The sequence below is a fragment of the Lysobacter sp. Root667 genome (genome assembly GCF_001427715.1).
In the GTDB taxonomy this organism is placed as follows: domain Bacteria; phylum Pseudomonadota; class Gammaproteobacteria; order Xanthomonadales; family Xanthomonadaceae; genus Lysobacter.
On the sequence record NZ_LMHF01000009.1, the window covers coordinates 899,472 to 913,780 of the forward strand.

Sequence of the window (14,309 nt, forward strand, 5' to 3'; positions counted from 1 at the left end):
TTTTTTCCATGTCCGAGCCCCTACGTCTAGATAAACGCGTCGCAGAACTGACGGGCTGTTCGCGCGCGCAAGCCCAGCAATACATCGAGGGCGGCTGGGTCCGGGTCGACGGCGAGGTCGTGGAAGAGCCCCAGGCGCCGATCTCGACCCAACAGGTCGAATTGGACCCGGATGCGCGGCTGGAGCCGGCCGAGCCGGCGACGATGCTGCTGCACAAGCCGGCCGGCGTGGACTTCAAGGACGCCCCCGGCCTGGCCCTGGCGGCGGCCCACGCCGAGGGCGACCTGTCCGGCGTGCGCCTGCTCAAGCGCCATTTCCACAACCTGACCCCGCTGATGCCGATCGATGCGGAGGCCTCCGGCCTGGTGGTGCTGAGCCAGGACGGCCGGACCTGGCGCCGCCTGACCGAGGACTACGCGCAGATCGAGCAGGAGTTCGTGGTCGAAGTGAGCGGCGAGTTGGGGCCCTACGGTTTGAAGCGACTCGCGCACGGTCTGGAATACCGCGGGCGGCCGCTGGCGCCGTGCAAGGTCAGCTGGGCGAACGAAACCCGCCTGCGCTTCGCGATCAAGAACGTGATGGGCGGGCAGTTGCGGCATATGTGCGCCCAGGTCGGCCTGGAGGTCGTTTCCAGCAAGCGGCTGCGCATCGGACGCATTTCGCTGAGCAAGATGCCGGTAGGCGAGTGGCGCTACTTGCCGGTGGGCGAGAAGTTCTGAGTCGTCGCGAGAGATGTGGGACGTGCGCGGATCGCCGTGATCGCAGCCATAGGGGCCGCGCGCGGCCCTTTCCGGGCGCGCGTGCGCATGCAAACATCGGACGTATGAGAAAGATGGCCAGGATCGCCTCAGTAGTTCTGCTTTGCCTCTTGGCGGCTTGCGCGCCGGTTCGTTTCTATCAGGCGATGACCGGCAAGGAGAGTCCGGAACCTGGACCTGTTTCGATATCAGAGCGCGGGAAACGCGCGCCATCGCATCGGAAGGTCGCATCGCTCGGCGGCTGCCTGTATTTGGCCCGGATCGACAGGAAAGGCCGATCCGCCTTCGGCGTGGTGGATCAACGCAATCTCGTCGTCATCCCCATCGGCTATCAGCACATTGCCGATCTGGGCGACGAGGGCCTGCGCGCTATCGGCCTGCAGAGCGTGCGCAAATTCGATCGTCAAGGAAATGAATTGTCGGCCACCTTGTTCGCCAGGGAACTGCATTTCGTCAACGGTCAGGCGGTTGCCATCACCAAGCTTTCGGACGGGGGTTTCAGGGACGATCGCTACGGCGTCATCGGCCAGGACGGAAGTACTGTCATCCCCTTCGAGTATCTCAACATCGTCGAAGTCAGCACCAAGTTGCGACCGGACGTCTCCTGGTATCAGGTGCAGCGCGATGTCGCCAAACCGGGAGAGCCGAGAAAGGTCCGCCGGGGCTTGCTCGATGCCCGAGGTCGGGTCGTGCTACCGAGCGAGTACTACGAAGTTTCGCCTGGCTACGCGCTCGATGGTCTGGATAACGGCTGGGCCCGCGTGTCCGAACAGGAGCACAAGAGCATCACTGTGAATTTCATCACCGGCTTGCGCATGCAACGGCCGGGCGGCAGCTATTACGGCCGGACGGTGGGCTATAGCACCCTGCTCAATCCAGAGCCTGAAACGCTCAACCCGTACGAAAAAATTCAGTGGCGCAAGGACCACGACGAACGTTATCGGCTGGAGTTGTTCGATATGTATGGCAAGCTGGTCTACGACCAGGGCGATATCGGCGATACCTGGGACTTGAGCGGACTCACCGCGGTGTGGCGAGCGAACAAGATAGCCCTGCTGGATGCCGATGGCCGGCCGCTGACCGATTTCAAGTACGACGAGATCAAGGACTACGGTGGCGGGCAGGCCCTGATGACCTCTTCCGGCCGTACGGTGTGCATCGATGCCGCCGATCCGCCGGGCACGGAGCGGGCCGCGCGCGACTGCGCGAAGGCCGCCACCAGGAAGGACGCAGGCAAGCGCGAGCGCCGACAACGAGGTCCAATGGCCGTGCCCGCTGGCTATCCCCGGTATGGCGGCTGAACTCCTGAAACGCGTGACGTGAGGCGCAATCCGCTTTTCCGCCGATCCGATAAGTGGCGTGCGTCTGCCGCGCCGGCAGGCGCGCCACCTCGCAGCATCGCCCGCGCCAGTCGCGGACAAAGAAAAAGCCGGGCATGCCCGGCTTTTTCTTGCATCACCGCATTCGCGGTCAGCCCTTCTTGCTGGCGATCCAGCGGTCGACCTTCTGCTGCAGCACTTCCAGCGGCACCGAGCCGTCCTTCAGCACTTCGGCGTGGAACTCGCGCACGTCGAACTTCGTGCCCAGCTCCTTTTCGGCCTTGCGGCGCAGTTCCTGGATCTTCAGTTCGCCGATCTTGTACGCCAGCGCCTGGCCCGGCCAGGCGATGTAGCGCTCGGCTTCGGCGGTGGACTGGGTTTCGCTCTCGGCCGAGTTGTCGAGCATGTACTTGATCACCTGCTCGCGGGTCCAGCCCTTGCTGTGCAGGCCGGTGTCGGTGACCAGGCGGATCGCGCGCCACAGTTCGTTCTGCAGGTAGCCGAAGTAGTCGTAAGGGTCGGTGTAGACGCCCAGGTCCTTGCCCAGCGATTCGGCGTACAGGCCCCAGCCCTCGATGAAGGCGGTTTCGCCGCCGAAGCGGCGGAACGCCGGAATGCCGGTCAGCTCCTGCTGCAGCGCGAGCTGGAAGTGGTGGCCCGGGATGGCTTCGTGCAGGTACAGGTCCTCGGCGTCCCAGGTCTTGCGCGTGGGCAGGTCGTAGGTGTTGACGTAGAACACGCCCGGACGGCTACCGTCCTCGCTCGGGCTGCGGTATTCGCCGCCGGCCGCGGACTGGGCGCGGAACGGTTCGACTGCGCGGATCTCGAACGGCGCCTTCGGCACCAGCGAGAACTGTTGCGGGATCTTCTGGTTGATCTTGGCTTCCAGCGCGCGGTAATGCGCCAGCAGGGCGTCCTCGCTCTTGAAGCCGAAGCGCGGATCGTTCTGCATGAACTTGAAGAAGTCCTGCAGCGAACCCTTGAAGCCGACCTGCGTCATCACCTTGCGGATCTCGCCGTGGATGCGCGCGACTTCGTCCAGGCCGATCTGGTGGATCTGCGCCGGGCTCAGGTCGGTGGTGGTGCGCTGGCGCGCGTTGAACGCGTACCAGGCCTGGCCGTTGGGCAACTTGTCCAGGCCGACGCTGTCGCGCGTGGCCGGCAGGTATTCGTCGTTGATGAAGGCGCGCAGCTTCCTGTAGGCCGGCATCAGACGGGTGCCGATCATCTCGCGGTAGGCCGCGGTCAAGCGCTGCTTGTCGGCGTCGGAGAAGTCCTTGGGCAGGTTGGTGATCGGGCCCCAGAACAGCGTTTCTTCCGGCTTGTCCTTGATCAGCGCGTCGAACTGCGGGATGACCTTGATCATCAGCGCCTTGGGCTGGACCACGCCGGCCTTCATGCCCTGGCGCATGTTGTCGATCGCGGTGTCGAACAGCCCCGGCAGCTTGCTGCCGCGGGCGAGCCAGTTGTCGTAGTCCTTGACCGTCTTGAACGGCTGCGGGCCGGTGCCCGAACCCATCTGCACGGCGAAGCTGGCCATGCTGCCCATCTGATTGATCGGCATCATCCAGTCGGGGAACTGCTCGGACTCCAGCGACATCTTCGAGTCGCGCACGAAGGTCTCGTAGCTCAGCAGGTCCTGGCCCTGCAAGCCGGCCGGGCCGATGTCCTGCACGGTCTTGAGCCAGCGCACGGTGAAGTCGTGCGATTCCTGGCGATACTGGGCGGTGCCGAAATCGGGCAACTGGTCGTTGTAGCGGTTGTCGCCCTGGAACGTGGCCTGGACCGGGTTGAGCTTGAGCACTTCCTCCCAGTACTGGCCGTACAGCGCGGTCAGTTTGGCGGCCTTGGCCTGGTCGACGGCGGCGGCCTTGGGTGTTTCGGCGGCATGGCCGGGCGCAATGGCCGCGGCGGCGACGGTCAGAGCGAGTGCGAGAGCGAGCGGACGCAAGGTCATTACGGGTTCCCCGGAGCGATGAGTCACCCAGCATGGCCGAGCGCCCGCTCAGCCGCCCCGGTCGGAAGTCACGGGTCGCAGCGATGCGCCGCGCCGATGGCCCGAATCGCGGCCTGCGTCGCGTTCAGGCGGCGGCTTCGTCGCGCAGCTGTTCGGCGCGGGCCCGGCCGAGGTAGCGCACGATCGCCGCGCGCACCAGGTAGATCAGCGGGATCATCGCGATCGCGGCGAGCATCTTGTAGGCGTAGTTGACCGTGCTCACCGCCAGGAACAGCGAGGTCGGCCACTTCTGCGGCCCCAGCACGAAGGCGATGTACAGCACCACGAAGCTGTCGACCAGCTGCGAGACCGCGGTCGAGCCGGTCGCGCGCAGCCAGATGTGCTTTTCGCCGGTGACGTTGCGGATGCGGTGGAACACCGCGACGTCGATCAGCTGGCCGAGCATGAAGGCGACCAGCGAACCGGCGATGGTCCACAGGCCCTGGCCGAACACCGCGGAGAATGCGGCCTGGTAGTCGTCCACGCCCTGCGACTGCGCGGCCTTGACCCACCAGTCGGCCGGCGCCAGCGAGATCGCCGCGAACGCGAACACGAAACCGTAGACGATCAGCAGCGCGGCCAGCCAGGAAATCGTGCGCACGCCGCGGCGGCCGAAGAACTCGTTGATGACGTCGGTCATCAGGAACACCACCGGCCACAGCAGGGTGCCGGCGGTGAAGCTGAGCGAGCCGCTCTGGCCGAACAGGTTCCACTGCAGCGCAGCGATGCCCAGGGTGTCTTCGAGCGCGAAGATCTTGACCCCGATGAACTCGGCCAGCACGGCGTTCACGCAGAAGAACGCCGACAGCACGATGAACAAGCGCAGCGCGCGGTCTTCCAGCGTCTTGGCGCCGATACCGGTCTGCACTTGATTCATCGTTTCGTGGTTCATCGTTTCGGCCTCACGTAATAGATCACGCCGTACTTGTCGTCGGTGAACAGGAACGCGTCGCGGCCCATGCGGATCACGCCGCAGGGGCGTCCGTTGACCTTGGCGCCGTCGAGGAAACCGGTGATCAGGTCGCCGCCGCTGCTGCCGTCGGCGTTGACCCGCACCAGCTTGTAGCCGTGGCCGATCTTGGCGTTGGTCGAGCCGTGCAGGGCGACCACGTACTGGCTGGACAGGGTGCTGTCGCCGGCCGGGAACCAGTCGACGCCGAGCGCGGACGCGTGTGCGGGAAACCAGCCGAACGCGCGCGGCACCTTGGCGCAGCCGGCCGGTCGCGGAAACTTGGGATCGGCGTAGACCTTGCCGGCGCTGTGGTAGCAGTGCGGCCAGCCGTAGTCGGCGCCGTCGCTGAGCTTGAAGAAGGTCTCGTCGGGCTTGTCGTTGCCGAGGTGATCGGAGCCCTGGTTGGTCGCGATCAGGCGGTCGTCGTGGGCGATCAGCCCGACCGCGTTGCGCAGGCCGCGCGCATACACGCGCGCGCCGCTGCCGTCGGGGTTGTACTCCATCACCGTTGCGCGCACGACTTCCTTCTCGATGCAGGCATTGCAGCTGCTGCCGACCGAGACGTACATCTTGCCGTTGTTGGCGAACGCGACCGTGCGGGTGAGGTGCCAGCCGCCGTATTTGTAGCTCAGACCGTAGTCGGGGTAGGTCGCCAGGGTCTGCGGCGCCGCGCTGGGCTTGAGGTCGCCGGCGCGATAGCGGTAGCGCACCAGCTTGTCGGTCAGGGCCAGGTACAGCCATTGCTGGCCGTCGCGGTCGGTGTGGAAGGCCAGGCTGTTGGGATTGCGCTGGTCGGTGAGGTAGGGCGTGATGCTGGCGAACTTGGCCTTCTTCTCGTCCCAGCCGTCGAGGATCAACACCCGGCCTTTGCGGTTGTCGCTGAGGTCGCGCATGTCGGTGAGGAACAGGCGGCCGTCGGGGCTGCGGGCGAAGAAGCGGATGCGCTTGTAACCCTGCGCGACCGGCACGATCTCCAGGTTCGCCGGCAGCTTGAGCTGGAAACTGCGGCCGTCGTCGAGCTTGACGGTCTGCGCGACCAGCGGCGCAGGCGCGGCGTCGGCGGGCGCGGCGATCGCGGCGCACAGCAGCGCAGCGGCGAGCAACAACGGGCGGAAGTGGAAGCGTCCTTGCAAGTTCATGCGGGTCAGCTCGCGGCTTTGACGTCGGCGGGGACGGAGAAGGGAATGGTTTCGGGCGAGACCGCGCCGCCGGAGATGATGAAGCTCATCGCCTGATCGACGGTCCAGTCGGTCGGGGTGATCTTTTCCACCGGCACGATTTCCAGATAGCCCGAGGTCGGGTTGGGCGTGGTCGGCACGTATACCGCGGCCAGCTCGCGGCCGGTGCCCTGTTCCTTGAGCACGCGGGTGACGAAGCCGATCGACTTCATCTCGGTGTGCGGGAAGTCGATCAGGACCACGCGCTGGGTGCCGTCGGGCTTGGTCTGCAGGATGTCGAGCAGCTGGCGTGCGCTGGAGTAGATCGTGTTCGCCAGCGGGATGCGCTTGATCAACGATTCGAAACCGCGCAGCGCGGTCTGTCCGACCACGCGCCGCGCCATCACCCCGGACAGCAGGATCACGCCCAGCGTCGCGGCCAGGGCCAGCGCGGTGGCGAACCAGCGTTCGGTGAGCCAGCCCAGCGCCTGCGGATTGGTCGCGGCGAGGTTGGCCAGGAGCGGATCGATCAGCGGGCGGCTGGTGTCGGACAGCAGCACGAACACGAACTTGACCACGACCCAGGTCAGCCATATCGGCAGCAGGGTCAGCAGACCGGTGAGGAACAGGCGTTGCAGGCTGGACATGCGCATGGCGCCAGATTGTAGGCGAGCGCGGGCAAGGGCGGCGGTGCGTGGTGGCGATTTGGCGGGAAAAGCGGCTGTGCGGGCCGCCGCGTCGTGGTTCTACAGACTCGGCGCGAACGGCTGGGACGGTGGGGCCGTGGGCTCGCACCGTCGTCGTCCGCCGGATCGCGCGGCATGCGGTTCGCCCTTCGGCTCACCGCATCCTACGGTGGAGTGCGGGGTGGGCAGGGTGGACGTGGGGTGCAGTGACCGCCGCACCATCAGCCGGATCGCGCGGCGAAACCGGCAACTGCGTCGGGACTGCGCCTAGCGCTCGCGTACCAGACGGAAGCCGACGTCGTCGTAGCCGCGCGCGGCGGCCAGCGGGCGCTGGGCCTGGTTGCTGCGCCAGGAGGCGCCGCTGGCCTGGCGCTGCTGGCAGTCGCGGCCGCAGTCGCGCAGCCACATCGACAGCGCGCGACCGGGAGTGTCGTTGAGGTGTTCGGCTTCGGCCGCGCTGGGCAGGCGGTAGCGGCGGCCGGTCTGCTGGCTGTACCACTGCGCATAGGCTTCGGCGTCGGCCTGCGAGACGCAGACCACCGGTTCGGCGTCGGCCTGCTTGAAGCCCGGCGACTCCCAGTTGCGCGGCGCCAGCACGCGTAGCAGCGAGGCGCGTTCGCGGCACAGCGCCGGGCTGCGGCCGCTGGCGCTGGCGAAGCGCGCGTACTCGGCGCGGCTGACCGGGCGCGGGCTGAGCGCGACGGTGACGCGGCTGTTGTCCTGGATCAGGCTGCCGACCGCGATCGGTTCGCCGGCGGCGACGCCGCCGACGGCCCGGGCCTGGGCCATCAGGCGGGTGGCGGTGGCCTTGGGCAGGTCGAAGCCGGCGGCGAGCGCGGCGGTGCGTTGCGCGTCCTCGCGGTCGTTGCGCTTGGCGTCCAGTTCCAGGCGCGCCTGCAGCGCGGCGGCGGCCTGCTCGCGCAATGCGCGCATCGCGGGCGAGTCGGCGCTGCCGGTCTGCTGGGCCAGGGTGGTGGCGTTGAGCAAGTGTTCGCGCGCGCGCTGGTCGTTGCGTTCGCGCACCGCGACGGCGATCTGGTCGCCGAGCGCGTGGGTGAGTTCGGTCACGCCGGCGCGCACGTCCGGACTGGTGCTGTCGGCATGCCAGGCGGTGAGCAGGCTGTTATAGGCGTTGCCGTCGGCCGGCGCGGTCAGTTTGCCCTGGCGGATGTAGCGGCGCACTTCTTCCAGCGAGCGTTGCAGCGGCGCTTCCGGCAACGGCGCGAGCATCGCATCGGTGGGATCGCCGGGGGTGGCGACCGCTGCGGCGGCGCCGACCGGCGCGGCGGTGCCGGCCTGGACGCGGAAGAAGCCGTCGTCCTGGCGATTGTTCAGGCCGAAGCCGATCGCGACCACCGCGACCGCGGCGGCCGCGACGCCGGCCCACAGCGGCACCGCCCATTGGCGCAGGCGGCTGGCGCGCGGAATCATGCGCTTGATGGTGTGCTTGAGGCCGCTGCGCTGCACGTCGGCGAGCGCTTCGGCCATTTCGGCGGCGTCCTGGAAACGCTGCGCGGGCTGCTTGCACAGGGCGCGATTCATGAAGCGCTGCCAGTGGCGCAGGTGCTGCGGCAGTTTCGGAATCGGATCCTGGGCGTGCATCACCGCCATCGACAGCGCATCGGCGGCTTCGAACGGCAGGCGCCCTGTGAGCATTTCCCAGCCCAGCACGCCCAGGCTGTAGAGATCGGCGCGGCCGTCGACGTCTTCGCCGCGCGCCTGTTCCGGCGCCATGTAGGCGGTGCTGCCCACGGCCAGGCCAGCGGCGGTCACGCGCGGGCCGAAGCCACGGCGCAGGGCGATGCCGAAATCGGCGAGCAGCGGACGTTCGGCGTCGTCGAACAGCACGTTCTCGGCCTTGACGTCGCGATGCACGACGCCGCGCGCATGCGCGTAGTCCAGCGCCGACAGCAGCGTCTCCATGATCGAGATCGCGCGCGGTTCGTCCTTGCTCAGATCGCGCTGGCCGAGGTGGCCGCGCGAGAGGTAGGGCATGGCGTAGTAGGGCAGACCCTCGCGGGTGCGGCCGACTTCGTGGATCACGACGACGTTGGGGTGTTCGAGCCGCGCGATGGTGCGCACTTCGTTCTCGAAGCGGCGGCGGCTGACTTCGTCGGCCAGCGCGATCGGCTGCATGACCTTGATCGCGACTTCGCGCGCCAGGCCGATCTGTTCGCCCAGGTACACGGTCGACATGCCGCCGTGATTGATCACGCGCAGCAGGCGATAGCCGGTGATCTCCGGCAACGGTGCTGCGATTTCGTGCGGGTTTTGTGTAGACCTGGACATCGCGGCCCCCTGTCGCGAGTGCCCAGCATACGCCGATGCGTGCCGGGACTGACCACACTCACATCACGCAAATTACGTGAAGACGCGCCATCCATTGGCGCGCACGCCTATTGTGCCTCGTTGCGAGCGCAAGGCGACAGGCCGCGTGTGGCGGTGCGCCTGCGTCCTGCCGCTGGCGCGTCGGGATTGGCCCCATTGCGTCAGAAATCGACCGTCGCCGGTCTGCGCATCGTGAACGCCGCCACGTCGGGCACGGCGCGGAGGGGCGTCAGCCGCGGCCCGGCTTGCGGCGCACGTAAAGCTGCTTGCGCACGCGTGCGACCACTTCGCCGTCGGCGTCGATCACGTCGGTGTCGAACCAGTGCAGGGTCTTGTCGCCGCCGGCGGTGGCCGCGCGCAGTTGCTCCAGTACCTGTTCGTCGAGCGCGAACTCGGCGTGCATCGTGCCGCGCCCGGGTTTGACGAATTCGATCGTGCCCATCTTGTCCCAGACGATGTAGTCGCGGCCCAGCGCGCTCAGCGTGAGCAGCATCCAGAACGGATCGGTCATCGCGAACAGGCTGCCGCCGAAGTGGGTGCCGACGTAGTTGCGGTTCCACGGCCGCATCCGCAGCTCGACCTGGGCCCGGCGGTAATCGGGCGCGATCTTGCGCACCCGGATGCCGCTGAACAGGAACGGCGGCCACAGGTTGAGGCCGAGTTTGAGGGTGCTGGCTTTCATGCGCGGCCGGGGAGCGGTGAGAGGCGCCCAGCCTGCCATACGCATGCGTATAGTCAAGCCGCGGATGGTCAAGCCGCGCGACGGCGCCGCGCGGGCGCCGCCTCGGGTTTGCGTTCGGGACGGTGCGCCGGGGCGCCGCGTCTCAGAACAGCAGCGACGACATCTTGCGGCGGTAGCGACCGACCAGGTCCTCGTCCTCGACCACCCGGAAGGCGTCGATCAGGACCTTGCGCGGCAGGCCGTCCTGGTAGGCGCGGTCGCGGCGCAGCATCTCGATGAACTGCTCCAGCGCGGCCTCGGACTGGCCGCCGACCAGACGGTGCGCGCCGAGCAGGTGGCGCGCGCGCAGGTCGCTTTCGTCGCTGGCGATCGCCGCCTCCAGCACTTCCGGCGGCGGCGCGTCCTTGAGCACAGCGGCAAAGCCCAGGCGTGCGCGGGCGCGCAGGGCGCGGTCGTCGGTGGCGAGGTTGGCGGGCAGGGCGTCCAGCAGGTGTTCGGCCTCGGTCGCCGCGCCGGTGCGCAGCAGGGCCAGGGCCAGGTCGAGCTTGCGTTCGTCCTGGCCGGGCTCGGCCGCGACCTCGGCGCGCAGGCGCACCACTTCGGCGTGCGGGTCCGGTTCGGCTTCCGCGGCGACCGGCGCGGCTTCCTCGGCGGCCGCGGCCGGCTGGATGCCGTGGTGGCTCAGGAACTCGCGCAACTGGCCTTCGGGCAGGGCGCCGGGGAAACCGTCGACGAGCTGGCCGTCCTTGACCAGGTACACGGTCGGGATCGAGCGGATCTGGAACATGCCGGCCAGCTGCTGCTCGGCTTCGACGTCGACCTTGGCCAGGACGAAGGCGCCGTTGTACTCGGCGGCCAGTTTTTCCAGCAGCGGGCCCAGGGTCTTGCAGGGTTCGCACCATTCGGCCCAGAAGTCGACCAGCACCGGCGTCTGCGCGGATTTCTGGATGACGTCGGCTTCGAAACGGTCGGTGGTGGCGTCGAAGACGTGCGGCGAGGCGGTGGCGGAGGCGGTCATGGGTGGTCCCGGAAAGCGATCCAGCGGACATGGTGCCAGTCGCGGGGGAATCCAAGGCATGTAAAAGATACTTGACATGCGTCGCAGCGAATGTAATGTAAAGCGTACATATTGTCTGGCAGGGAAGACATCATGATGACGCGTACCTGGAGTTTGGCCGGGCTGTTGGCGGTGGCGGGGCTGGCCTTGTGGCTGCTGATCGCGAGCCCGTCGGCGGTGCTGGGTTTCGACGGCGGCAAGATCGGCGTGGCCCTGCTGGTCGCCACCGCCTGGGTGTCGCTGTGGCGGCTGCAGCGGGTGCCGCGCGCGGAGTTCGAAGGCCGCGCCGCGCCGGCCGAATGGCGGGCCTGGATCGGCCTGGGCTTCATGGCCGTGGCGGTGGCCTATTACCTGGCCAAGCTGCAGGCCTTCCAGGGCGCGGAAATCTGGCGCAACCCCGAGGCCGGCGCGGTCGGCCGCCATCTGGTCCTGCTGCTGGCGGCATGGGCGGTGCTGTCGCAGTTGCTGAGCTCGCGCTGGCAAGGTGCGGTCGAGGAGGACGAGCGCGACCGCGAGATCGCCCGCCGCGCCGCCGACTGGGGCCGTGGCGCGCTGACCTTGAGCGTGATCGCGATGGCGGTGACGCTGGGTTTCAGCCCCGCCGCGCGACTGGACTGGGCGACGCCGGCGATGGTGTCCAGCCTGCTGGTGTTCGCGTTGATGTGCGGCTGGCTGTTCGAATACGCGGCCAGCGCAGTCCACTATTGGCGCGACCGGCACTGAGCGCGCGCATGGGCAGCACACCGATCGCGAACCAGATCCGCCGCCTGCGCTTCGAGCGCGGCGAAATGACCCAGCAGGCGCTGGCCGATGCCTGCGGCGTGACCCGGCAGACCATCATCGCGCTGGAGGCCGGACGCTACGCGCCGTCGCTGGAGCTGGCGTTCCGGATCGCGCGCGCGTTCGGGGTCGGAGTCGAAGACGTATTCGCTTGGGAGACGACGTGAAATCCTGGAAATCGATCGTGGCCGCGGCGGCGCTGGTGTCGTTCGCGCTCGCCCTGGCCGGCTTCGGCGCGGTCCTCGACGGCTATGCGCACAGCCGCCATCCGGTCGCGCTGTTGGGCGCCGCCGGCGTGCCGTATGCGCTGTGGTTCAACCTGCTGGCGTTCGTGCTGCCGGGCGTGCTCGCCGCGGCGGTCGCGGTGGGCCTGCGCCAGTCGCTGGCCGGCACGCGCTGGAGCGTGCGCGTGGGTGCGCAGCTGGTCCTGCTGTCGGCGCTGGCGTTCGCGGCGCAGGGCCTGTTGCCGCTGGACCCGCAGGATTTCGACGCCGCGCCCAGCCGCCTGCACGCGACCGTGTGGCTGCTGTGGTGGCTGGCCTTCGCCGCCGGTGCGCTGGCGATCGCGATCGGCAGCCGCAGCCGCGCGCGGCCGGAACTGCGCGGCTTCAGCCAGGCCAGCCTGATCGCGGCGCTGGCGGTGCTGCTGTTCGCCCTGGTGCTGCCGTCGCTGTTGCCGGTGGGCCTGGCCCAGCGCGCGGCGTTCGGCGCCTGGCTGCTGTGGTGGCTGGCCGCGGCGCGCGCGCAGGCGGCGCCGCGCCCGTCGTGAGCTTGCGCTGGGGCAGGGCGGCGCGCGGCCTCAGCCGTGCTTGAGCTTGAGCCCGAGGATGGTCGTCGCCAGCACGAAGGTGATGGCGTTGGACACGATCATCGGCCAGGACTGCAGCGCCACGCCGTAGCCGAACCAGAAGCCGACGCCGACGGTGAACACCACGTACATGCCCAGGGAAATGCCGCGCGTGTCGCGGCTGCGGATGGTCTTTACCGCCTGCGGCAGGAACGACAGTGTGGTCAGCGTGGCGCCGACGTAACCCATCCATTCCAGGTCCACGGGCGTTCTCCTGGCTGTCGGTGTGGCTATCGATCCGGCTATCGGTGTGTCTGTTGTCGCGGGCACCGCCGCGACGCCGGCCGGGGCTGCCGGCACGACGTCGCGACCAGGTTCATTCCGCGGCGCCGGGCTGCTTGTAGACCTTGCCGTCCTTCATCACGAACGCGACTTTCATCACCGCGTTGATGTCGGCGATCGGGTCGCCCGGCACTGCGACGATATCGGCGCGCTTGCCGGCTTCGATCACGCCCTGGTCGTCCACGCCCAGGACTTCGGCGGCGCGGATGGTTGCGGCCTGCAGCGCGGTCGCGGCCGGAATGCCGGCTTCGACCATGTAGAGGAACTCGCGCGCGTTGTCGCCGTGCGGGCCCACGCCCATGTCGGTGCCGAACGCGATCTTGACCCCGCCACGGTAGGCGCGGCCGGCGGTGTCCTGGATCTGCGCGCCGATGCGCGCGGCCTTGGGCCGCACCACTTCGGGGAAATAGCCGTCGATCTTGGCCTTTTCGGCGACGAAGCGGCCGGCGTAGATGGTCGGCACGTACCAGGTCCCTCTCTGCTTCATCAGCGCCATCACTTCCGGGCTCATGTAGGTGCCGTGCTCGATGCTGGTGACGCCTCCTAGCACCGCGCGCTTCATGCCTTCCTCGCCGTGGGCATGGGCGGCGACGCGGTAGCCGTAGTCCTTGGCGGTGTCGACGATGGCCTTGACCTCCTCGACGGTGAATTGCGGCGCGTCGCCGGACTTGGCGTAGGACAGCACACCGCCGGTAGCGGTGATCTTGATCACGTCGCTGCCGTCCTTGTAGCGCTGGCGCACGGCCTGGCGCGCGTCCTCGATCGAGTTGATCACGCCCTCGGTCGGGCCTGGCGGGCCGATCAGGTGCGAGAGCGCGTCGTTGTAGCCGTTGGTCGGATCGGCGTGGCCGCCGGTGGTGGCGATCGACTTGCCCGCGGCCCAGATCCGCGGCCCGTCGACCAGGCCCTGGTTGATCGCGTCGCGCAGGTGCGGGCTGACTTCGCCGCCGAGGTCGCGCACGCTGGTGAATCCGGCCAGCAGGGTCTTCTTGGCGAAGCCGACCGAGCGGAAGGCGAAGTCGACGTCGTCGAGGCGGAAGCCTTCGGAATAGCTCTGCGGGCTGGACTGCGAGGCCAGGTGCACGTGCAGATCGGTCCAGCCCGGGGTGCAGGTGTGCCCGCTGAGGTCGATCGCGAGCGCGCCGGCGACATCGGCGCGGCCCGGCAGCACTTCGGCGACTTTGCCCTCGCGCACCACCACCGTGCGTGCGTCCAGCAACCGGCCGCTGCGCGCGTCGAACAGATGCCCGCAGTGCAGGGCGGTCGGCGCTTCGGCGGCGAGGGCGGGCGGGGCCAGGAGGGCGGCGAGGACGAACGATACGGCGGCGGTCAGGCGGGTCATCGTGGATTCCGGCGGTGCTCGTGGAGGAATCGATGCGCCATACGCTGGCGCACCGGCAAATAGTGCGACCGACTTCGCACATGCGGGGACGAATGCAGGGACAATCGCCCGCGCGGTCCGGGA

Annotated in this window: 14 protein-coding genes; 5 read left to right on the forward strand and 9 right to left on the reverse strand. The window is 68.3% G+C overall.

All coding sequences use genetic code 11. The features are described 5' to 3' along the window. Positions 1-8 precede the first annotated feature (8 nt). Together ASD78_RS07635 and ASD78_RS07640 are read left to right on the forward strand one after the other, a co-directional pair. Positions 9-719 carry an rRNA pseudouridine synthase gene (locus ASD78_RS07635; protein ID WP_056099700.1) on the forward strand — a complete coding sequence of 237 codons (711 nt, stop codon included), beginning with the start codon at positions 9-11 and terminating at the stop codon, positions 717-719. A gap of 113 nt (positions 720-832) precedes the next feature. Further along, positions 833-2,059 carry a WG repeat-containing protein gene (locus ASD78_RS07640; RefSeq protein WP_162250142.1) on the forward strand — a complete coding sequence of 409 codons (1,227 nt, stop codon included), beginning with the start codon at positions 833-835 and terminating at the stop codon, positions 2,057-2,059. A gap of 169 nt (positions 2,060-2,228) precedes the next feature. Here ASD78_RS07640 and ASD78_RS07645 read toward each other — a convergent pair whose 3' ends face one another. From ASD78_RS07645 to trxA, 7 genes are all read right to left on the reverse strand, one after another. After that, the gene (locus tag ASD78_RS07645; protein ID WP_056099706.1) at positions 2,229-4,034 is read right to left on the reverse strand and encodes a DUF885 family protein; all 1,806 of its coding nucleotides are present in this window, start codon (positions 4,032-4,034) and stop codon (positions 2,229-2,231) included. Positions 4,035-4,158: 124 nt separating this feature from the next. Next, positions 4,159-4,950, reverse strand: a complete 792-nt coding sequence (locus ASD78_RS07650) for a queuosine precursor transporter (RefSeq protein WP_056099964.1) — start codon at positions 4,948-4,950, stop codon at positions 4,159-4,161. A gap of 11 nt (positions 4,951-4,961) precedes the next feature. Further along, on the reverse strand, positions 4,962-6,164 hold the full coding sequence (locus tag ASD78_RS07655; RefSeq protein ID WP_156087623.1) for a PQQ-dependent sugar dehydrogenase: 1,203 nt from the start codon (positions 6,162-6,164) through the stop codon (positions 4,962-4,964). 5 nt (positions 6,165-6,169) lie between these two features. Next, entirely contained in the window at positions 6,170-6,835 is a 666-nt protein-coding gene (locus tag ASD78_RS07660) for a DUF502 domain-containing protein (protein ID WP_055902560.1), read from the reverse strand. A 300-nt stretch (positions 6,836-7,135) separates the two neighbouring features. Then, complete coding sequence (locus tag ASD78_RS07665; protein ID WP_082575477.1) at positions 7,136-9,157, reverse strand: bifunctional serine/threonine-protein kinase/formylglycine-generating enzyme family protein; 2,022 nt, start codon at positions 9,155-9,157, stop codon at positions 7,136-7,138. 268 nt (positions 9,158-9,425) lie between these two features. After that, on the reverse strand, positions 9,426-9,878 hold the full coding sequence (locus tag ASD78_RS07670; protein WP_056099712.1) for a DUF4442 domain-containing protein: 453 nt from the start codon (positions 9,876-9,878) through the stop codon (positions 9,426-9,428). Between the two features lie 142 nt (positions 9,879-10,020). Continuing rightward, positions 10,021-10,896: a thioredoxin gene (gene trxA, locus ASD78_RS07675; RefSeq protein ID WP_056099716.1), complete on the reverse strand. Its 876-nt coding sequence runs from the start codon at positions 10,894-10,896 to the stop codon at positions 10,021-10,023. A 132-nt stretch (positions 10,897-11,028) separates the two neighbouring features. Here trxA and ASD78_RS07680 point away from each other — a divergent pair, with 132 nt between their 5' ends. From ASD78_RS07680 to ASD78_RS07690, 3 genes are read left to right on the forward strand one after another with little or no spacing between them, the layout of a single operon-like run. Further along, the gene (locus ASD78_RS07680) at positions 11,029-11,658 is read left to right on the forward strand and encodes a hypothetical protein (protein WP_156087624.1); all 630 of its coding nucleotides are present in this window, start codon (positions 11,029-11,031) and stop codon (positions 11,656-11,658) included. Between the two features lie 23 nt (positions 11,659-11,681). Then, positions 11,682-11,882, forward strand: a complete 201-nt coding sequence (locus ASD78_RS07685; protein WP_200944138.1) for a helix-turn-helix transcriptional regulator — start codon at positions 11,682-11,684, stop codon at positions 11,880-11,882. Continuing rightward, the gene (locus tag ASD78_RS07690) at positions 11,879-12,484 is read left to right on the forward strand and encodes a DUF998 domain-containing protein (protein WP_235566457.1); all 606 of its coding nucleotides are present in this window, start codon (positions 11,879-11,881) and stop codon (positions 12,482-12,484) included. Before ASD78_RS07685 ends, ASD78_RS07690 begins: the two co-directional genes overlap by 4 nt. Positions 12,485-12,514: 30 nt before the next feature. Here the strand turns inward: ASD78_RS07690 and ASD78_RS07695 are convergent, their stop codons facing one another. After that, entirely contained in the window at positions 12,515-12,766 is a 252-nt protein-coding gene (locus tag ASD78_RS07695; protein WP_156087625.1) for a SemiSWEET transporter, read from the reverse strand. A gap of 112 nt (positions 12,767-12,878) precedes the next feature. Continuing rightward, positions 12,879-14,186 carry an amidohydrolase family protein gene (locus ASD78_RS07700; protein ID WP_056099731.1) on the reverse strand — a complete coding sequence of 436 codons (1,308 nt, stop codon included), beginning with the start codon at positions 14,184-14,186 and terminating at the stop codon, positions 12,879-12,881. Positions 14,187-14,309: the final 123 nt, after the last annotated feature.